20 protein-coding genes and 2 tRNA genes are annotated in these 18158 nt (G+C 64.7%); 11 read left to right on the top strand and 11 right to left on the bottom strand.

Going from position 1 to position 18158, the window contains the following annotated elements; translation table 11 throughout:
• Positions 1-172: 172 nt before the first annotated feature.
• Positions 173-2899 (top strand): glycoside hydrolase family 127 protein, encoded by a 2727-nt coding sequence (locus C0V82_RS10845; RefSeq protein WP_245924064.1) that lies wholly within the window; start codon positions 173-175, stop codon positions 2897-2899.
• A 12-nt stretch (positions 2900-2911) separates the two neighbouring features.
• On the opposite strand, the gene C0V82_RS10840 is transcribed toward C0V82_RS10845, so the two are convergent.
• From C0V82_RS10840 to trxA, 4 genes are read right to left on the bottom strand one after another with little or no spacing between them, the layout of a single operon-like run.
• Entirely contained in the window at positions 2912-3298 is a 387-nt protein-coding gene (locus C0V82_RS10840; protein WP_102112358.1) for a gamma-butyrobetaine hydroxylase family protein, read from the bottom strand.
• Positions 3299-3508 (bottom strand): Trm112 family protein, encoded by a 210-nt coding sequence (locus tag C0V82_RS10835; RefSeq protein ID WP_102112357.1) that lies wholly within the window; start codon positions 3506-3508, stop codon positions 3299-3301. It abuts the gene before it with no gap.
• Positions 3509-3551: 43 nt separating this feature from the next.
• A complete protein-coding gene (locus C0V82_RS10830; RefSeq protein WP_102112356.1) occupies positions 3552-4217 on the bottom strand; it encodes an LON peptidase substrate-binding domain-containing protein in 666 nt (221 codons plus the stop codon).
• Positions 4214-5134, bottom strand: a complete 921-nt coding sequence (gene trxA / locus C0V82_RS10825; RefSeq protein WP_102112355.1) for a thioredoxin — start codon at positions 5132-5134, stop codon at positions 4214-4216. The genes C0V82_RS10830 and trxA overlap by 4 nt, the downstream gene beginning before the upstream one ends.
• Before the next feature lie 239 nt (positions 5135-5373).
• On the opposite strand from trxA, the gene C0V82_RS10820 reads away from it, so the two are divergent.
• A tRNA-Gly gene (locus C0V82_RS10820) sits at positions 5374-5448 on the top strand.
• Positions 5449-5490: 42 nt separating this feature from the next.
• A tRNA-Gly gene (locus tag C0V82_RS10815) sits at positions 5491-5565 on the top strand.
• Positions 5566-6017: 452 nt separating this feature from the next.
• Here the strand turns inward: C0V82_RS10815 and rpmG are convergent.
• Complete coding sequence (gene rpmG / locus C0V82_RS10805; RefSeq protein ID WP_029012212.1) at positions 6018-6185, bottom strand: 50S ribosomal protein L33; 168 nt, start codon at positions 6183-6185, stop codon at positions 6018-6020.
• Positions 6186-6325: 140 nt separating this feature from the next.
• Entirely contained in the window at positions 6326-7879 is a 1554-nt protein-coding gene (locus tag C0V82_RS10800) for a S41 family peptidase (protein ID WP_158659864.1), read from the bottom strand.
• Between the two features lie 220 nt (positions 7880-8099).
• Between C0V82_RS10800 and C0V82_RS10795 the strand changes: the two genes are divergently transcribed.
• The 4 genes from C0V82_RS10795 to C0V82_RS10780 all read left to right on the top strand — a co-directional run bounded on the left by C0V82_RS10795 (position 8100) and on the right by C0V82_RS10780 (position 11290).
• A complete protein-coding gene (locus C0V82_RS10795; RefSeq protein ID WP_102112352.1) occupies positions 8100-8321 on the top strand; it encodes a DUF4287 domain-containing protein in 222 nt (73 codons plus the stop codon).
• A gap of 108 nt (positions 8322-8429) precedes the next feature.
• Entirely contained in the window at positions 8430-9461 is a 1032-nt protein-coding gene (locus tag C0V82_RS10790; protein ID WP_102112351.1) for a TAXI family TRAP transporter solute-binding subunit, read from the top strand.
• Between the two features lie 12 nt (positions 9462-9473).
• Complete coding sequence (gene deoA / locus C0V82_RS10785) at positions 9474-10799, top strand: thymidine phosphorylase (protein ID WP_102112350.1); 1326 nt, start codon at positions 9474-9476, stop codon at positions 10797-10799.
• 32 nt (positions 10800-10831) lie between these two features.
• Positions 10832-11290: an aspartate 1-decarboxylase gene (locus tag C0V82_RS10780; RefSeq protein WP_102112349.1), complete on the top strand. Its 459-nt coding sequence runs from the start codon at positions 10832-10834 to the stop codon at positions 11288-11290.
• Between the two features lie 44 nt (positions 11291-11334).
• Here the strand turns inward: C0V82_RS10780 and hslO are convergent, their stop codons facing one another.
• The 3 genes from hslO to C0V82_RS10765 are packed head-to-tail and all read right to left on the bottom strand — an operon-like array spanning position 11335 to position 14386.
• Entirely contained in the window at positions 11335-12306 is a 972-nt protein-coding gene (gene hslO / locus C0V82_RS10775) for an Hsp33 family molecular chaperone HslO (protein WP_102112348.1), read from the bottom strand.
• A complete protein-coding gene (gene argF, locus C0V82_RS10770) occupies positions 12303-13217 on the bottom strand; it encodes an ornithine carbamoyltransferase (RefSeq protein ID WP_102112347.1) in 915 nt (304 codons plus the stop codon). Before argF ends, hslO begins: the two co-directional genes overlap by 4 nt.
• A complete protein-coding gene (locus C0V82_RS10765) occupies positions 13214-14386 on the bottom strand; it encodes an aspartate aminotransferase family protein (protein ID WP_102112346.1) in 1173 nt (390 codons plus the stop codon). The genes argF and C0V82_RS10765 overlap by 4 nt, the downstream gene beginning before the upstream one ends.
• 252 nt (positions 14387-14638) lie before the next feature.
• Between C0V82_RS10765 and C0V82_RS10760 the strand changes: the two genes are divergently transcribed.
• Positions 14639-15055 (top strand): bactofilin family protein, encoded by a 417-nt coding sequence (locus tag C0V82_RS10760; RefSeq protein WP_102112345.1) that lies wholly within the window; start codon positions 14639-14641, stop codon positions 15053-15055.
• Between the two features lie 42 nt (positions 15056-15097).
• On the opposite strand, the gene C0V82_RS10755 is transcribed toward C0V82_RS10760, so the two are convergent.
• Positions 15098-15682, bottom strand: a complete 585-nt coding sequence (locus C0V82_RS10755) for a DUF2889 domain-containing protein (protein ID WP_102112344.1) — start codon at positions 15680-15682, stop codon at positions 15098-15100.
• Between the two features lie 186 nt (positions 15683-15868).
• Between C0V82_RS10755 and pyrF the strand changes: the two genes are divergently transcribed.
• The 3 genes from pyrF to C0V82_RS10740 are packed head-to-tail and all read left to right on the top strand — an operon-like array spanning position 15869 to position 17790.
• On the top strand, positions 15869-16585 hold the full coding sequence (gene pyrF / locus C0V82_RS10750) for an orotidine-5'-phosphate decarboxylase (RefSeq protein ID WP_102112343.1): 717 nt from the start codon (positions 15869-15871) through the stop codon (positions 16583-16585).
• A complete protein-coding gene (locus C0V82_RS10745; RefSeq protein WP_102112342.1) occupies positions 16582-17232 on the top strand; it encodes a phosphoribosylanthranilate isomerase in 651 nt (216 codons plus the stop codon). Before pyrF ends, C0V82_RS10745 begins: the two co-directional genes overlap by 4 nt.
• 3 nt (positions 17233-17235) lie before the next feature.
• Positions 17236-17790, top strand: coding sequence for a GNAT family N-acetyltransferase (locus tag C0V82_RS10740; protein ID WP_102112341.1), 555 nt, complete (start codon positions 17236-17238; stop codon positions 17788-17790).
• A gap of 72 nt (positions 17791-17862) precedes the next feature.
• On the opposite strand, the gene C0V82_RS10735 is transcribed toward C0V82_RS10740, so the two are convergent.
• Positions 17863-18105 carry a hypothetical protein gene (locus C0V82_RS10735; RefSeq protein WP_054168580.1) on the bottom strand — a complete coding sequence of 81 codons (243 nt, stop codon included), beginning with the start codon at positions 18103-18105 and terminating at the stop codon, positions 17863-17865.
• Positions 18106-18158: the final 53 nt, after the last annotated feature.

The raw sequence follows: 18158 nt of genomic DNA, 5'->3' as shown, positions 1-18158 counted from the left end.
ACGGGCGGGCGCAAGGCACGCCTGCCCCTTTCCCATAAGGGTGCTTGCGACACTCCCCTGATCATCTTATTAGTATTACTAATTGTTCGTTCAGCGTGATGGGCAATAACAGCCTGGGGAGGCGGCGATGGCAAAGGAACAGTCCGGACAACCGAACCGGGGAGTGCCGGGCGTGTCACGCCGTCATGTTCTGGCGGGGGCGGGTGGTACGGTCTTGCTGCCCCTGCTGGATCGGGTACAGGCAGCCGAAGCATCCGTCGATCTGGCACAGGCCGCGATCCCCAGCAGCAGCCGTCTGTCGGAAGTGTCCGATCTGGAGGCCCTGTTGCGCCCCACGGTCCCCACGGGGTCAAAGGACGGGGCCAGCGGCATGTGGGAGGTCTGGGAAACCGGGCCGGAACCGCATTGGATCGACCTGACCTGGGCGGAACCGGTCACCACGGACCGGGTGGAGATTTACTGGGGCGGGAATACACCGCCTCGCACGGCGCGGCTGCTCTACTGGGACAAGGACCGGTTCGTGCCGGTGGTGGCACCGGCTGCCCTGGGCCGGGAGCCGGACCGGTTCAACATTCACAGTTTCGCGCCTGTGCGAACCGACCGTCTGCGTCTGGAGATTGAGGGGGAGGCGCGCAAGGCCGTGGGCGTCCGGCGCTGGCGCGTGCCCAATGCCGGGCCGGTGCCCAGCCTGCCACCGGCGGTGGAGGCGGGGGTCGACCGGACGGTCGTCATGGGTGGGGCGACATATCTGGCGGCCCGCGCCGGCTGGTTGCGCCGGGGGCCGGGCGATGATCTGCGCTGGAGCAAGGTCAGCGGGCCGGGAGAGGTGAGTTTTGCCGACCTTACGGCAGCGGAGACCACGGCCCGCTTTTCTGAGATCGGTGATTACACGCTGCGCCTGACCGGCACCGCCGCTGGGCGTGTGGCATCTGATGAATTGCGCGTTCGGGTCGTGCCGCCGCCGCCGGCCAAACGGCTGGATGTCGTCTATACGACGCCCTATGCCCTGACCAGCCCGTTCTGGCGGGCGCGGGCGCGTTCCCTGATCGTCAACTGGATCCCGCACTGCATCGCCTATTGCGAACGCACCGACCTGCCCACGGGCCAGGGCGGCATCGATAATTTCGTGGAGGCCGCCAAGGCCCTTCGCGGGGAGCCGCACGGTCCCCATCTGGGCTATGTCTTCTCCAACGCCTGGGTCCATCAGACGGTGGAGTCCATCTGTCTGGCCCTAATGGTCGATTCAGAGGGCGATGAGGGCATGTTGGCGGCACAGGCGCAGATGCGCGCCACCCTAGAACGCTGGATCCCCATCATCCTGGCGGCACAGGAACCGGACGGGTATTTACAGACCGCCTATACCCTGGCTGATCGTGCCAAGTGGGCCGAACGCTGGTCGCCGCGCAACCGTGCCGACCATGAAGGCTATGTCGCGGGGTACTTCATCGAATCGGCCATCAACCATTACACCCTGACCGGTGGGCGCGACCGCCGCCTGTATGATGCGGCCAAAAAGCTGTCAGATTGCTGGGTGGCCAATATCGGGCCGGACAAGAAGCCCTGGTATGACGGGCACCAGCAGATGGAACAGGCGCTGGTCCGGTTCGGTCGCTTTGTTAACGATGTGGAGGGCGGGGGACGCGGCGATGCCTATGTGGCGCTGGCCCGCTTCCTGACCGATCAGCGCCGGGGCGGTGCCCGCTATGACCAGAGCCACCTGCCCGCTGTGAAACAGTATGAGGCCGTGGGCCATGCCGTCCGCGCCGTCTACTTCTATTCCGGGATGGCCGATATCGCGGCAGAGACGGGTGACGTGGACTATCAGAGTGCTGTCGCCTCGCTCTGGGACAATATGGTCAACCGCAAATACTACGTCACGGGCGGGGTCGGCAGCGGCGATACGGCGGAAGGGTTCGGCGCCGATTACGGCATGCGCCACGATGCCTATTGCGAAAGCTGTTCTTCCTGCGGGCTGGTCTTCTTTCAGTACAAAATGAACCTGGCCTATCACGATGCCCGCTATGCCGATCTCTATGAGGAGACGATGTATAATGCCCTGCTGGGCGGCGTGGATCTGGAGGGGAAAAGCTTCTGCTACACCAACCCGCTAGCAGGTACAGAGCGGGCGAAATGGCATGTCTGCCCCTGCTGTGTGGGCAACATCCCCCGTACCCTGCTGATGATGCCCACCTGGGCCTATGCGAAACAGGCGGACGCGCTGTACCTCAACCTGTTCGTGGGTAGCCGCATCAATGTGGGCAAAGTTGCCGGCACCGAGGTGGAGATGGTGCAGGACACGGATTACCCCTGGGCCGGGGCCGTGGCGGTCACCGTCAATCCCGCCCGCAAGGCCCGCTTCGCCCTCTATGTCCGCGTGCCCGACCGGGCGACCAGCACGCTCTATAGCGCAAGCCCCGAGATCAGCGGCCTGTCGGCGCTGACCGTCAATGGCAAGCCCGTGACGCCCGCCAACCGCAATGGCTATGCCGTGATTGAACGGGAATGGAAGCGCGGGGACAAGGTGACGTTTGAGCTTCCCCTGGCGGTGCAACGGGTGACGGCGCGGGCGGAGGTGGAGGCGACGCGGGGGCAGGTGGCCCTGCGCTATGGCCCCCTGGTCTATTCCGTCGAAACCGCCGATCAGCCGTCAATCGCCGGCCCCATCGGCGCTGCGCCGCTGTCTGCGGTGTGGCGGGGTGATCTGCTGGGGGGTGTCATGGCCATTGAAGGGACGTGGCGTGACGGCAATACCCTGCGCGCCGTGCCCTATTATGCCCGCATGAACCGCACCGGTGAACCCGTGCGGGAGTTTCCCACCGCCGATGGCGGGATGCCACAGGTGGAAGAGGCCGAGCGGAAGGCGCGGGCGCAGGCGTCAAAAGTCTGGATCGGGGTGTAGGGGGGCGGGGGCTTACCGCCCCAACCCCTTGGCGGCCAGCGCATCCAGATAGGATTGCCATAGCGCTTCACGGTCCCGGCCCAGGCGGTGCAGCAGGGTCCAGCTATAGATACCGCTGTCATGCCCGTCGTCAAAGGTCAGGCGGACGGCGTAATTGCCCACGGGGTCGACGCGGGTGATGGCGACGTGGCGTTTACCTGTCACCAACTGTTTTTGCGCCGGCGTGTGGCCTTGCACCTCCGCTGACGGGCTTTCCACGCGCAGGAATTCCGCCGGAAGGTCGAAGCGGCTGCCATCATCGAAGCTGACGGACAGGACCCGTTCCGCCCGGTTCAGGCGCAGTTCGGTTGGCCAATGGCTGCTGCCGCCGGCCTCGCTGGCGAAACGTTCCTCGCTCATTCAGACGGCGTCGTCCAGGCGCCGCGCCTCATCCACCAGCATGATGGGAATGCCGTCGCGGATGGGATAGGCCAGCTTGGCCTGCTCAGAGATCAGTTCCTGGGCGGCGGCGTCATAGCGCAGTGGCGCCTTGGTCAACGGGCAGACCAGGATCTCCAGCAGGCGCGGATCGACGCGGGCGCTGTCGGTCTGATTGGGGGCGTCGGTCATCGCGGGTACTCCGGGTTTGAGGCAAGCCTCAAGGTCAAAAAGATCAGTGGCGGGCGCCGCCACCTTCATTGTCGCCGCCCTGATGGACGGCCATTTCCACCAGCGCCAGCAACAGCTTCGCACGGGCGTTCAGGTCCGGGCTTTCCAGCAGGGCCTGCTTTTCCGGTGCATCGAAGGGGCAAATCATGGCCAGCGACGTGATCAGCCGGTCCAACGGCGCCTGGGCGATGCTGTCCCAATTGGCGCTGATTCCCTGCTGCTTGAAATAGGCACGCAGCGTGCCGTCTAGGCTGGCGCGGTCCAGATCACAGGGGGCATCTTCATCCAGGTCAGCGGCGAAGGTCGACCAATCGGCGATGATGCGGCGATATCCGCGCGTGGTCGGCACTTCACCCGCGATGCGGAACCGGCTAATCCCCGTCAGGGTAATCAGGAAGCGGCCATCCTCGGTCTCGCTGAAGCTGGTGATGCGTCCGACGCAGCCGATATCATAGAGGGGCGGGTGGTTACCCATCCCGCCATCACGCGGCTGGATCATGCCGATCAGCCGGTTCGAGGCCAGCGCGTCCTGCACCATGTTCAGATAGCGCGGCTCAAAGATATTGAGCGGCAGCTTGCCACGCGGCAGCAGAAGCACCCCCGTCAACGGAAAGACGGGGATGGTGTCCGGCAACTGATCATGGGGCAGGTCGAACGGGTTCTGGCTCATGCGAACAGCAGCGACGACAGTTTACGGCGGGCCTGGATGACCAGCTTGTCCATGGGGCCCAGCACCTCGAACATCTTCAGAAGCTGGGTGCGGGCCGCCTTGTCGTTCCATTCCCGGTCGCGCTTTACGATCTCCAGCAGGGCTTCCACCGCGTCCTCGTTACGGCCGGCAGCGAAGAGCGCCACTGCGTAATCGTAACGCGCCTGATGGTTGGCCGGGTCGGCGGTGACAGCAGCCTTCAGATCGTCCAGGGGACCTGCCTTGGCAGCCTGTTCGGACAGTTCGATCTGCGACTTCACGGCGGCCAGGTCGGCGGACTTGGCGATAACAGCGGGGGCGTCGGCGATCATGCCCTTGGCGGCGTCAGCCTCGCCAACGGCCAGCAGGCAGCGGATGACACCGGCATAAGCGGCGGCATTTTCCGGCTCCTCGGCCAGCACTTCCTGATAGACAGCGGCGGCCCCCTGGGCATCACCGGCATCCAGCAGGCCTTTGGCCTCGGCCAGGATGGCGGCGATGTCGATGGCACCGGTGCCGCCCGACAGCTTTACCAGGCGCTCAATGAAGGCCTTGATCTGGCTTTCCGGTAAGGCGCCCTGGAACCCGTCCACGGGGCGGCCCTGGAAAAAGGCATAGACGGTGGGGATCGACTGTACCCGCAACTGGCCCGCCACGGCGGGATGCTTGTCGGTGTCAATCTTCACCAGCTTCACCGCGCCCTTGGCGGCGGTAACGGCCTTTTCCAGAATGGGGCCCAGCGTCTTGCAGGGGCCGCACCAGGTGGCCCAGAAATCGACGATAACGGGCACTTCCTGCGACGCCTCGATGACATCGGCCATGAAACCGGCGTCGCTGCCATCCTTGATCAGGTCGGTGGCGGCGGGCTTTGGCTGGGGCGAAGGCGTGGGCGAGAACATGGGTTCTTGTTCCTGGATCGGGTGATCATGGATGGCCCCGCGATGCGGGGATCGTCATGGGCTTATATAGAGCGGCCATGGCCCGGCGGCAAACCTCCCGATGAGGTGCCATGCATCAAGGATGGGGGGCTTTCGCGGAAAACTGTACAGGCATGGAAAAAAAGTCCTTGCATGGCAAAGTTTGATGGCTATATTCCGCGCTCACCGCCGGGGACGACCCGGACGGACATCGGAAATGGGCGGGCGTAGCTCAGGGGTAGAGCACAACCTTGCCAAGGTTGGGGTCGAGGGTTCGAATCCCTTCGCCCGCTCCAGTTCCGATAACCCACTGCCGCAAGGCAGGCCTGTCTGGTAATGCGGGCGTAGCTCAGGGGTAGAGCACAACCTTGCCAAGGTTGGGGTCGAGGGTTCGAATCCCTTCGCCCGCTCCAGACAAGACTATGATAATGCACCAAAGGCCGCCTCCGGGCGGCCTTTTGCATTAGGGGCTTCGGCCATCCCGTGACAATCCCTAAGACTAACGCGGCGGTAGAGTCGGGCCTGGTGGCGTCCGTCGCGCGGATTACGCGTCGCCAGTGCGGATATGCACTGACCGAAATCGCCTCTTCCTTCGTCATCCCGGTGGAAGCCGGGACCCAGGGGGCCCGCGACCAACCTTTCAGCGGCGATGATCGAAGCTGCGTCCAGGTCTTTCGTGTGCCCCTGGGTCCCGGCTTCCGCCGGGATGACGAAGAGTGGCGCTTCAATCAATACCTCACAGGCCCTGATCCGCGCTTCAAATGCCAATGCCCAAAAGCAAAACCCCCGCCGGGCGAACCAGCGGGGGTTTTGCTTCGTCAGGGCCGTGGCCCCGATCCAAAAGAGAATCATCCCAGACGGGAGATCACTTCATCTTGGATTCCTTGAAGGCGACGTGCTTGCGAGCAACCGGATCATACTTGTTGAATTCCAGCTTCTCGGTCGTCTTACGGGGGTTCTTCTTCTTCACATAGAAGTAGCCCGTGTCCGCGGTGCTAACCAGCTTGATCAGCACGGTGTTCTGCTTAGCCATGATACCCTACCTGCGTCTGACTTGCGGCCACCGCAAGGACGCGCGGCCGATGAATATAAACCAAGTCCACCGGAGGAAGACCCCCGGCGGCACAGCGGCGGAATCTACGCATCCGCCCCCGTCTGTCAAGGACAAAGACCTTACCTCTCCGCAACGTTGATGTGCCGGGATGCGAGGGCTTGGCGGTAAAGCCCCACATCCTCCACCAGGGCACGGGCCAGCGATACCGTTACGGCGGCGGATGCCACACTGTCGGCGGGCTTCGGCGGACAGGTGGCGCGCAGTTGCGCCAGCGCCTCGGCATCGTCGGGGGCCGCCAGCCGCTGACGCGACCGTGTGGCCTGTTCACCCCGGTCGCCCTGCGCGGCGGCGGCTAGCAAGGACTGCACATTCACGCCCGCCTGCGATGTGCAGAGGCTGGGCAGCACGCCTTGGCCGTCAAAGCTGTACCCGCTGGGCGCGTAAATCCGGCTCCAGGTGATGAACAGTTCCCCGCCATTGGGCAACTGCGTTACATGCTGCACGCTGCCCTTGCCATAGGAGGAGGAGCCGACGATCAGGGCGCGGCCCGCATCCTGCAGTGCCGCCGCCACAATCTCCGCCGATGACGCCGTCTGCCCGTCGATCAGCACGACCAGTGGCAGATCGGGAAACAGGGTGGTCGGCTTCTGCGCCTCAAACCACTGGATGGAGCTGGGGTTGCGGCCTCGCGTGGTGATGATGCGGCCCTGTGGCACGAACAGGTTCACCACGCCCACCGCCTGCACCATCACCCCGCCGGGATTGCCGCGCAGATCCATGACCACGCCGCGCACCGGCCCCCGGTCCAGATAGCGCTGGATGGCCTGACGCACATTATCCTGGGTGGCATTGTTGAACCGCTCGACCCGCACGGTCACGACGCCATCATTGATGGCGGCCTGAACCGTGTTGGGCACCAGATGCCGGCGGCGGATGGTGACATTACGCGGGCGCTGTTCGCTGGGGCCCAGTTTCATTTCCACCCAGCTGCCCTCCGGCCCCTGGATCAGGGCTGAAAGCCTTTCATAGGGCAGGCCAAGGGTACGGGTGCCCGCCACCTCGAATATCCGGTCGCCGACCTTCACCCCGGCTGCCGCTGCCGGGCCGTCGGGCACCATGTCGGAAATCTCGTAAAAGCCATCGACGCTGCGGATCCCGACGCCGATCCCGTCATACCCCTCGCGCTGGGTGCGCTCCCCCTGCGCCCGGTTGGGCTCGGCATAGCGGGAATAGGGGTCCAGATCGGTCATCATGCCGTCGAACATGTCGCGCCAGACCTGCTCCCGGTCCTTGGCGGCGATGGCGGGGGAGGCGGCGGCAATGGCGCGCAGCATTTCCGCCGTCGCATTGGCCCAGCGTTCGGGGATCATGTCGGACGGCAGCACCACGCGCGCCAGTTCCACCCCCTCGCGCGTCAGCAGCAGATGGCCCGGCACAGATACAATGCCCAACGTCCGGTCCTGTGCCGCCACACGGCGCAGCCCATCACCCAGCAGGGCCGGCATGTTGGGCTGTTTCAGGGCATTGTCGATGATGGGGCGGAAGGCGACAGAGAAAAGCTGTTCGGCGGTCAGGTTGGCGGCGGCGGGCAATATCTGCTGTTCGGCCTGCGCGGTGACAGCACCACCCAGAAGACCCAGGACCAGCAGCATCGAGCCAAGCCGTGATGCCATGCGCGTTTCCCCCGATGGGCATCGTCTCAATGGCGATGCTTCCCTATGGACAGAGTGCCGCAGCCAAGGGGGGGCGTAAAGGCCGTGCATATCCCAAAAGGCTAGTTCCACCCCGGAATCCGGGACGTCGGCCTCATAATCACCCCTGTCGGCTGTTTACAGCACCCACTTCCTGGCGCATGGGTTGTATCGACCTGAAACGCAATAGCTGGGTGGGACGATGGCTGACGAACCGGTGAAGGGCCCCGCATCCTATTTTCCGTCGATCGAGAAGAAATATGGCCGCCCCATCGGGGAGTGGCTGGAACTGGTCAAACAGCGTCTGCCCGCCAAACATATGGAACTGGTCGCCATGCTGAAGGCTGACCACGGCATGGGGCATGGTCATGCCAACGCCATCGTGGCCTATGTGCTGGCCGCCCCGCCTGTCCAAAAGGAATGAATCCGTGGGGCAACAGGCGGAACGAATCGACCTGCCATCACCAGGGCGCATTTGACAGGCAGGCTGGAAAGGCGTGAATAAGCCCAAACTTGGTAGGGCGCCTGTGCCATGTCCCCCAGATATTGGTTAATTCCGCTGTTGGCGGTGCCGTTGGTCGCACTGGTGGCCCTGGGCCGGGCGCCGGCGGGTGTGGATGCGTCCGCGCGCTATCTGCGCATTGCGGCAGATCCGTCGGGGGAACGTGGGTTCGATGTGGGTTCTGCCCTGGCCTCCATCCTGTCGCGCCCGCCGGGCATGCCGGCCTGCCGGGATGATGACCGCGCCTGTGGTGTGCAGGGGCTGGTGGCCCTGGCGCAGAGCCTGCCCGACCGTCGTGACATTGTGGAGGCGGTGGCATCAGGTGCCGTTGAAACGGGGCTGGCCCCGGCTGACCGCATCTATGCCGCCCGCTGCTTTCCCGCCCCCGGTGCCAAGCCGGCGGACCTGACCATCCTGGGCGAGATCTATAACGAATCGCTGCATGTGCTGGTCCGTGCCGAAACCGGCCTCACCGATATCGCACAACTGAAGGGCCGTCGCGTCGCCATCGGCGTGGCGGGCAGCGATGAACGCCGTCTGGCCGAACGCATCCTCTCCGCCTATGGTCTGCGCCGGCAGCAGGTACGGGCGGTGGAGATTGGTGGCGAACAGGCGGTCCTGGCCCTGGCTGACGGGCGTGTCGATGCGCTGTTCCGAATCGCGGCCGCTCCTGACCCGGTAGCGGCCATGGCCATCACGGCGGGCGCCCGGCTGCTGCCTGTCACGGGCGATGCGGCGGGCCGCCTGTCCGGCCTGCACCCGTTCGGTGCGCCCGGCGCCATTGCCGCCGGCACCTATGGCCCCGATCAAGGTGAGGTGGCGACCATGATGCAGCCCGTGGCCTGGATCGCAGGCCCGTCCCTGGAACCCAAGCTGGCCGCACAGCTGACGGCGGCATTGGCCAGCCGTGCGAATCGGGAGGCGCTGCACCGGCAGGATCCGGATATGGTGCTGCTACGCCCTGCGGCATTTCGCATGTCGGCCCCCCTGCACCCGGCGGCGGGAACACGCTATGGTGTGGATCCCATTGCCATGGCCTGCCCCGGCCAAAAGCCCCGGTGAGTATCCGCGCCCATGTTCCTGCCGCAGGAGATTATCCGCCGCAAACGTGACGGGCACGCCCTGTCGGCGGACGATATTGCTGCCTTCATCGCGGGCCTGACCGACGGATCGGTGTCGGAAGGCCAGGCGGCAGCCTTTGCCATGGCGGTCTGGTTCCAGGGCATGGATGCCGGCGAACGCGTGGCCCTGCTGCGGGCCATGACCGGGTCGGGTACTATTCTTGACTGGGCGCGCGAAGGGCTGGGCGGCCCTGTCCTGGACAAGCATTCGACGGGCGGGGTCGGGGACAAGGTCAGCCTGCTGTTAGCCCCCATCATAGCGGCCTGCGGTGGCTATGTGCCCATGATCTCGGGTCGCGGGCTGGGCCATACGGGCGGCACGCTCGACAAGATGGAAGCCATCCAAGGTTATGATGCGCAACCTGATTTGCACCGGCTGAAAACCGTCGTGCGGCGGGTCGGCTGCGCCATTGTCGGTGCCACGGATGAAATCGCCCCTGCCGACCGCCGACTTTATGCGATTCGCGATGTCACGGCGACGGTGGAAAGCATCCATCTGATCACCGCTTCCATCCTGTCCAAGAAACTGGCCGCTGGCCTGAACGCCCTGGTCCTGGATGTGAAGTTCGGATCGGGTGCCTTCATGGAAGGCCGGGAGGCGGCCACCGGACTGGCGGAAATGCTGGTCCGCACCGCCGGCGATGCCGGCCTGCCCACCCGTGCTCTGCTGACCGATATGGGACAAGTGCTGGGTCACAGCGCTGGCAACACCCTGGAACTGCGCGAATGCCTGTCGGTCCTGGCCGGTGGGGCGGCGGAAACGCGCCTTTGGCGGGTGACACGGGCTTTGTGTGTGGAACTGCTGATCCTGTCGGGGCTGGCCACCGATGCCGTGAATGCCGGGAAGCTGGTGGATCAGGCCATTGCCACGGGTGCTGCGGCAGACCGGTTTGCCCGCATGGTGGCGGTGCTAGGTGGGCCACCCGACCTGATTGAGCGGCCCGACCGGCATCTGGTGTCGGCCCCTGTCGTGGTGCCGGTCTTCGCCGACCGGCCCGGCATTGTCGCGGGCCAGGATGTGCGGGCGCTGGGCCTGGCCGTGGTGGCGCTGGGCGGGGGGCGGACCAGACCAGAGGACCGCGTCGATCCGCGCGTCGGCCTGGATCAGGTGGCGCCCATCGGGGCGGCGGCGGGGCCGGATCAGCCGCTCTGCTTCGTGCATGCGGCGGACAGGGCTGCGGCGGATGCGGTGGTATGCAGCGTCAGGAACGCTTATGTGATTGGCGAAACCGCCGACGCGGCCGCCGATCCGGTGGCCGGAATGATCGGCGGGTCCTGAGGATCGTGCCAAACCGACCGGAGCAGCCCCTTATGATCAAGATTGTCCGCGCCAAGTTCCACGGCATCCGCGTCACCGGCGCTGATCTGGATTATCACGGGTCCATCACGCTCGACCCCGAACAATGTGCGCTGGCCGGTATCTACCCACTGGAATTTGTGGAAATCTGGAACAAAAGCAGCGGTGCGCGGATTTCCACCTATGTGATCTTTGGCGAGCCGGGGTCCAAGGCCTGCATCCTGAACGGTGCCGCCGCCCGCACCTGCCAGAAGGGGGATGAGGTGATCATCGCCGCATCCGCCAGCATCACCCCGGACCAGCTTTATTCGATCAAGCCGAAGGTCCTGACCTTCAAGTCCGACAATTCCGTGGACCGCGTCCTGGAATATGATGTGTTCAAGGGGCCGGAGCGGGATTTCGACTTCCGTACCCTGGACATCACCGATGGGCGCGACGCGGCGGTGGAATTGTCGGTGCCGGTTAAGGTTTGACGGGGGGCTGGATGCGGGCCTGAACCCGCATCCGATATCCGCCCTCAGAACGCTGCGTAAACCTCGTCCAGTTCAGTGTCGTTGAAGCTGTAGGTGGCGTTGCAGAACTCGCACGTCACCGCGACAAGCCCATCCACGCGCAGTTCGTCCAGGTCGCCCCGATCCAGGCTGCGCAGCACGTCCGTCACCCGCTCGCGGGAGCAGCGGCAGCCGGGGCGCAGTTCCCGGCGTTCGTAGATGCGCGGGCTTTCCTCGTGGAACAGGCGGTAGATCAGATCATTCACCGACAGGGCCGGGTCCAGCAGCTCATGCGCCGTCACCGTCTCCAGCATGACGCCAGCGCGATGCCAGTCTTCTTCACGCACACCGGCCTGATGTTCGCTGAACACACCGGCATTTTCCGGTGGCAGGGCCTGCAGCATGATGGCACCGCCGACCCATCTGCCATCCGCATCCTTGGATACGAAGCTCTTGATGGACGCCGCCAACTGCTCCGACTGCCGGAAGTAATGACGCACGGCGTCGGCCAGCGTGGCCCCACGCAGTTCCACGATGCCCTGGTAACGCTCCGTATGCTCGCCCTGGTCGACCGTGAAGGCGACATAGCCGGAACCCAGCATCGCGCCCAGATCGGGCTGGAAGCCCTTATGCCGGCGCTGTTCGGCCAGACGGTCGGCGTCAAAGCGGGCATAGCCGCGCAGATCGCCGACCGAGGTGACGTCCGACACCGTATAGGCGACGGGGCCGTCGCCTTTGGTCTGCAACGTGAAGATACCGTCATACTTCAAGGACGAGGCCAGCGTGGCGGCCAGCAGGATGGTATCGGCCAGCAGGGGTGCCAGCTCGTCCGGGTAATCATGCCGCCTGATGATCTCGTCCAGGGCCGGGCCCAGTCGGATCAGCCGCCCCCGGAAGGAGCTGCTGTCCAGCTGGAACGGCTGGCAGATATCGAATTCGGCCGTTACGGCATCGGTATCGTGGCGGGGCTGGCCCGCCACGGGAGGAACGGAATTCATCGGTTCAGGCACCAGGTCAGAATGCCCTTCTGGGCGTGCATACGGTTTTCTGCCTCATCCCACACAGCCGACTGCGGACCATCGATGACGCTAGACGTCACCTCTTCCTCACGGTGTGCGGGCAGACAATGCATGAATATGGCGTCTTTTTTCGCCAGACCCATGATCCGATCGTTTACCTGATATGGCTTCAGCAGATTGTGGCGGCGATGCGCGTCCTTATTGTGCATCGACACCCAGGTGTCGGTCACCAGAGCATCGGCCCCCGTCGCCGCCTCTTCCACATCGCGATGGACCGTCACGCGGCCCTTGTTGGCCTTGATCCATTCCAAGGTCTGGTGGGAGGGCGACAGCTCCGGCGGGCAGGCGATGCGCAGTTCGAAATCGAACGCTACCGAAGCGTGGATGAAGCTTTCGCAGACATTGTTGGCGTCGCCGGTCCAGCAGAAGACGGCATCCTTAATGGGGCCCTTGCGTTCCTCATAGGTCAGGATGTCGGCCATGATCTGGACCGGGTGAGAGCTGTCGGTCAGGCCGTTGATGACGGGGACGGTCGCCGCCTCCGCCATCTCCTGCAGCTTCGTCTCATGGTCGGTACGCAGCATGATGATGTCGACATAGCGCGACAGGACGCGTGCCGTGTCGCCGATGGTCTCGCCATGGCCCAGCTGGATTTCCTTGCCGGTCAGGCAGATGACTTCGCCACCCAGCTGACGCATGCCCACCTCAAAGGACACGCGGGTACGCGTGCTGGGCTTTTCGAAGATCAGGGCCAGCGTCTTGCCCAGCAGGGGGCGCTCGGCCCCCTGTCCACGCTTCATGAAGGCGGCGCGTGACAGCATCTCGCGCAGTTCATCGATGGAGTGGTTGTGGATATCCAGGAAATGGCGGGGGGACTTCTGAATGGTCATTGCGCCAGCTCCTGGCAGGTCTTGTCGATGATCGAAACGGCTTCGGCGATTTCGGCGTCGCCAATGGTCAGGGGTGGCAGAATGCGGATGACATTCTCCGCCGCCGGAACGGTCAGCAGGCCGTTCTCACGCAGGCGGGTCACTACTTCGCCATTCGGCTTCACGCATTTCAGGCCCAGCATGAGGCCTTTGCCGCGCGCCTCGGCCAGGATGGTCGGGTACTTGGCAACCAGGGCCTCCAGTTCCGCCTTCAGTTTGTCGCCCGTGACGGTCACCTGCTCCAGGAAGCCGGGGGCCGTGATGACATCCAGAACGGCATTGGCGACGGCCATGGCCAGCGGGTTGCCGCCGAATGTCGAACCGTGCGTGCCCGGCACCATGCCCTTGGCTGCCTTCTCGCTGACCAGGCAGGCGCCGACGGGGAAGCCGCCGCCGATACCCTTGGCGATGGGCATGACGTCCGGGGTAACGCCGGCCCATTCATGGGCAAACATCTTGCCGGTACGGCCCACGCCCGTCTGGATCTCATCGAACACCAGCAGCAGGCCAAACTCATCCGCCGTATCGCGCAGGGCCTTCAGATACTCGTCGCTGCCCACCACGATCCCGCCTTCGCCCAGGATGGGTTCCACCACGATGGCGGCGGTTTGCGGGGTGATGGCGGCGCGCAGCTCGTTCATGTTGCCGAACGGCACCTGATCAAACGCGTCCAGCAGGGGGCCGAATCCGCCCACCATCTTCTCTGACTTGGCGGCGGCGATGGCCGTCGTCGAACGGCCATGGAAGGCCCCACCGACCACGATGAAGCGGGTCTTTTCCGGGTGGCCGATATCATGCTGATACTTGCGCACCGTCTTGACCGCGCATTCAAACGCTTCCACGCCCGAATTCGTGAAGAACATCGTGTCGGCGAAGGTCAGGTCGCACAGCCGCTTGGCCAGCTGTTCCTGACCCGCAACCCGGAACAGGTTGGACGTGTGCCAGAGCTTGCCCGCCTGCTCGGTCAGCTTTTCCACCAGATAGGGGTGCGCGTGACCAAGGGCGTTCACCGCGATGCCGGCGGTGAAATCCAGGAATCGTCGGCCTGTCGTGTCCCAGATATGGGCGCCTTCACCCCGCTCGAACACGATGTCGATGCGGGAATAGGTGGGCATTACAACAGGGATCACGGCTGCAACTCCATGGAGCCATCGTCCAAAGCGCCACGAACCCGATGTCCGGGCGCCGGAACCGGGGACTATTGGGCCCCTGGTTCCCCCTGTCAACGCACCCCCATGCATCCCTAACGTGACATGGGCAAGAAGCGTTGCGGATTTAACCCTTTCAGCTTATGAATGAAACCGAAATGACGGGCCGTTTCCTTTAGGGTCCGTTCGACGATTGCGACCGTCCCCCGGTCCTCTGGCGGAGTTGTTCAACCGATGCCCAACGATATCCTGGACCCGCGCAGTTTCCAGCGTCCCGGCCTGCATGGCATTGCCGAAGCGGCGGTTGAAAGCGGGCCCGTCACCGGGGGCATCACCACCATCTCTGCCGAGGCGCGGATCGAAGGCGCCAAGATTTCGCACTGCCACACGCTGCATGTGGCGGGTCGTCTGGTCGATGTCACCCTGAATGAGATCAAGATCCTGGAAATCGCCGAGGGCGGGCATTTCGAAGGTGTGGCCAAGGTCGAACAGATGCGCGTCAATGGCCGCGCGACCGGCACCATCGAAGTGACCGGCATCCTGTCGGTGGGTGAGACGGGTCAGGTTGACGGCACCATCCGGTATGGCCGTATCAACATCGCCGACGGCGGCAGCGTCACCGGCACCCTGCAGACGGGCAAGGCGCCGTAAACAACCTTTGTGTGGCGCGGATTAGCGAAAGCATAATCCCCGCTACGAGCGTTTTACCGCGAATTCCGGCCATTCCCGTGCCACGACCTCTCCGTCCGTGGCCCAGATATGGCATGTATCCAGCATCGGTGGGCGGCGGCGCGGGGGCGGCGTTTCGCCGCGCTCGACCATGGCGGCACGGGCCTTCTTGTCCAGGTCTTCCAGGTACGGGGCGATGGTCTGGAACGCCGTTGTGGCGACGGGACCTAGCAATTCCACCAGATGGGTGCAGCCCTCCACCCCGCCCAGCCGTTCCTTGACGGCGGCGGTCCAGCCGCTGGCGATGGACAGGCCCACCAGCCGCTGAAAATTCTCCGTGATTGACGGGCACATCCGATAGGGGGCGGCGTCCGTCACAGCGGCGACCGCCTTCACCGTCAGCCGGTTATCCAGCGTCAGGCGTATCCACATCTCATGGATGGGGTCGCCGCTGGGCACGGTCCGGCCATCGCGCTGAAAATCATAGGATTTGCGGTCTGTAATGTGGCCTTCGATATCCCACAGCCCATCGGCCCGACGATAGCCTTTGCAGGTGACCTGACGCGTATGCAACGGCTCCCGCGCGGCGTCCGGGGGTGGCAGGGGCATGGCAGGCTCCGTGGGTTAGGGCGGTAGGCTGCATCTTGTGCGGGCTGCTGCCACGGGTCAAGGGTCGGGCTTACGTTTTGGGAAGGGGTGGCGCCCGGCATGGAAGGGCTTCCGCATCGTCCCTTCGCGCCGACGCCGTTCCGCGTTAAACCTGCCCACAGATCTTTCCATCTGGAGCCCTGAACCATGCGCCCCACCGACCGTGTTTTCGTCGCCCTGGACATGCCGGAGATTGAGGGGGCGAAGGCCATGGCAGCGCAGGTTGCGGGCTTGGTCGGCGGCGTGAAGCTGGGTCTGGAATTTTTCATGGCGCAGGGTCCTGCCGGCATCCGCGATGTCATTGCGGCGGGCGATCTGCCCCTGTTTCTGGACCTGAAGCTGCACGATATCCCCAATACGGTGGCTGGTGCCGTGCGGTCCGTCGCCCCGCTGGCCCCGAAGTTTCTGACCATCCATGCCGGTGGTGGCCCCGCCATGATCCGTGCGGCCGCTGATGCCGCGCGGGAGGAGGCGGAACGGTTGGGGGTGCCCCGCATGCGCATCCTGGCCGTGACGGTCCTGACCAGCCTGTCGGATGAAGACTTGGCCGCCGTGGGGCAGGCAGTGCCGGCTGCGGATCAGGTGCGCCGTCTGGCCCAGGTGGCCCATGCCAATGGTGCTGATGGCATTGTCTGTTCGCCCGCCGAAGTGGCGTTGCTGCGCCGCGACCTGCCCGCCGATTTCACGCTGATGGTGCCCGGCATCCGCCCCACCTGGGCGGCGGCCAATGACCAGAAGCGGGTGATGGGGCCGCGCGATGCGGTCGCCGCCGGGGCAGACCATCTGGTCATCGGGCGTCCCATCACGGCGGATGCCGACCCTGCCGCCGCCGCCCGCCGCATCGCAGAGGAACTGGGCGCATGAGTGCGGTGAAAGCCAAGATCTGCGGGATCAGCACGCCGGAGACCATGCAGGCGGCCCTGGATGCCGGGGCGCGCTGGGTCGGGCTGGTCTTCTTTCCAAAATCGCCTCGCAATGTCTCCATCGCCACCGCCGCCGAACTGTCGCGCATGGTGGGGACGGGCACCCGCGTCGTGGGCCTGTTCGTGGACCCGACGGATGACCTGTTGGACGATGTCACGGGTCAGGTGCCGCTGGACCTGATCCAGCTTCACGGATCGGAGACGCCGGAACGGGTGGCCGCCATCCGCGCGCGTTTCAATCTGCCCGTCATGAAGGCGCTAAAGGTGGGGGAGGCGGCGGACCTGGATGCGGCGACGGCCTATGAGTCTGTGGTCGATATGCTGCTCTTCGATGCCAAGCCGCCCAAGGGTGCCATTCTGCCCGGTGGTAATGGGGTTGCCTTCGACTGGTCCTTGCTGACGGGCCGTGACTGGCAGAAACCCTGGATGCTATCGGGTGGGTTGGACCCCGCCAATGTCGCCGACGCCATCCGGGCCACGGGCGCCAAGGCCGTCGATGTCTCATCGGGGGTGGAGGATGCACCGGGACGCAAAAGCCCGGACCTGATCCGGGCTTTCCTGTCAGCGGTGACCTCAACGGGAGCGTAAATCATGAGCCAGCCCGCCTTCACGCCACCGCCCGGCGGCACCGCCGCCGCCTTTGGCCCGCCGGGCCTGTGGCTGCGGGCGCGGCAGTTGGATGATGCGGCGGCGATGGCGGCCATGGCGTCGATGCCGAAGTTCCGCCATGGCACCCTGCGCCCGCCTTTCCCCAGTGTGGAGGGGACGCGGGCCTGGATGGAAAAGGGTGGAGCCGACGATTTGCAGGTGGTGGCGATTCTGGAGGGCAAGCTGGTCGGGTCTGCCGGCCTGTTCCGCCTGGGAGGACGGCGCCGGCACGTGGCCGATCTGGCCATCGGTGTACATGACGATGCCCAGGGTATGGGTGTCGGTAAATCCCTGATGCATGCCCTGATCGATGCCGCCGACCGCTGGCTGGACCTGCACCGCGTCGAGCTGACGGTGTTTGCCGATAATGACGGGGCCATCCGCCTGTATCGGCATTTCGGCTTTGTCGAAGAGGGGCGCCTGCGCGATTACGCCTTCCGCGACGGGGTTTATATCGACGCGCTGGCGATGGGGCGACTCCGGCCAAAGCGGGTTTGATGCCCAAAAGAAAAACCCCGCCGGTTGCCCAGCGGGGTTTTTCATAAGCATGCCCGAAAGCCGGCAGGACGATTACTCGTCGTCGCCTTCCTCGGCATCGGCTTCGATCTGGTCGGCCAGATCACGCAGCATGTCGGCAACGTCGGTGTGGCTGGTCTCTTCCACGGCCTGGTTGACGGCGGCTTCGATCATGGCGATGGCGACATAACCGGAAAGGGCGCCGCCCTCCTTCATGGCTGCTTCCAGGTGCTTTTCGGCCACGTCGAGGGCCTTCTCGAAAAGCTGCTCGGCAGCGCTGGTATTGGGTTCGGACATGGGTTCGGCTCCCTTCCGGGCAAGAATAGATGATGCCCACCTTCTAGCATCCT

It is taken from the genome of Niveispirillum cyanobacteriorum, assembly GCF_002868735.1.
Lineage (GTDB): Bacteria > Pseudomonadota > Alphaproteobacteria > Azospirillales > Azospirillaceae > Niveispirillum > Niveispirillum cyanobacteriorum.
The sequence above is the reverse complement of the archived record's forward strand: the minus strand, read 5'-3'. Positions and strand labels throughout refer to the sequence as shown.

Excerpts from the sequence above, each read along its gene's own strand:
- C0V82_RS10840 (WP_102112358.1), bottom strand. The coding sequence starts at position 3,298 with ATGAGCGAGGAACGTTTCGCCAGCGAGGCCGGCGGCAGCAGCCATTGG.
- C0V82_RS10835 (WP_102112357.1), bottom strand. The coding sequence starts at position 3,508 with ATGACCGACGCCCCCAATCAGACCGACAGCGCCCGCGTCGATCCGCGC.
- C0V82_RS10830 (WP_102112356.1), bottom strand. The coding sequence starts at position 4,217 with ATGAGCCAGAACCCGTTCGACCTGCCCCATGATCAGTTGCCGGACACC.
- trxA (WP_102112355.1), bottom strand. The coding sequence starts at position 5,134 with ATGTTCTCGCCCACGCCTTCGCCCCAGCCAAAGCCCGCCGCCACCGAC.
- rpmG (WP_029012212.1), bottom strand. The coding sequence starts at position 6,185 with ATGGCTAAGCAGAACACCGTGCTGATCAAGCTGGTTAGCACCGCGGAC.
- C0V82_RS10800 (WP_158659864.1), bottom strand. The coding sequence starts at position 7,879 with ATGGCATCACGGCTTGGCTCGATGCTGCTGGTCCTGGGTCTTCTGGGT.
- C0V82_RS10795 (WP_102112352.1), top strand. The coding sequence starts at position 8,100 with ATGGCTGACGAACCGGTGAAGGGCCCCGCATCCTATTTTCCGTCGATC.
- C0V82_RS10790 (WP_102112351.1), top strand. The coding sequence starts at position 8,430 with ATGTCCCCCAGATATTGGTTAATTCCGCTGTTGGCGGTGCCGTTGGTC.
- deoA (WP_102112350.1), top strand. The coding sequence starts at position 9,474 with ATGTTCCTGCCGCAGGAGATTATCCGCCGCAAACGTGACGGGCACGCC.
- C0V82_RS10780 (WP_102112349.1), top strand. The coding sequence starts at position 10,832 with ATGATCAAGATTGTCCGCGCCAAGTTCCACGGCATCCGCGTCACCGGC.
- hslO (WP_102112348.1), bottom strand. The coding sequence starts at position 12,306 with ATGAATTCCGTTCCTCCCGTGGCGGGCCAGCCCCGCCACGATACCGAT.
- argF (WP_102112347.1), bottom strand. The coding sequence starts at position 13,217 with ATGACCATTCAGAAGTCCCCCCGCCATTTCCTGGATATCCACAACCAC.
- C0V82_RS10760 (WP_102112345.1), top strand. The coding sequence starts at position 14,639 with ATGCCCAACGATATCCTGGACCCGCGCAGTTTCCAGCGTCCCGGCCTG.
- C0V82_RS10755 (WP_102112344.1), bottom strand. The coding sequence starts at position 15,682 with ATGCCCCTGCCACCCCCGGACGCCGCGCGGGAGCCGTTGCATACGCGT.
- pyrF (WP_102112343.1), top strand. The coding sequence starts at position 15,869 with ATGCGCCCCACCGACCGTGTTTTCGTCGCCCTGGACATGCCGGAGATT.
- C0V82_RS10745 (WP_102112342.1), top strand. The coding sequence starts at position 16,582 with ATGAGTGCGGTGAAAGCCAAGATCTGCGGGATCAGCACGCCGGAGACC.
- C0V82_RS10740 (WP_102112341.1), top strand. The coding sequence starts at position 17,236 with ATGAGCCAGCCCGCCTTCACGCCACCGCCCGGCGGCACCGCCGCCGCC.
- C0V82_RS10735 (WP_054168580.1), bottom strand. The coding sequence starts at position 18,105 with ATGTCCGAACCCAATACCAGCGCTGCCGAGCAGCTTTTCGAGAAGGCC.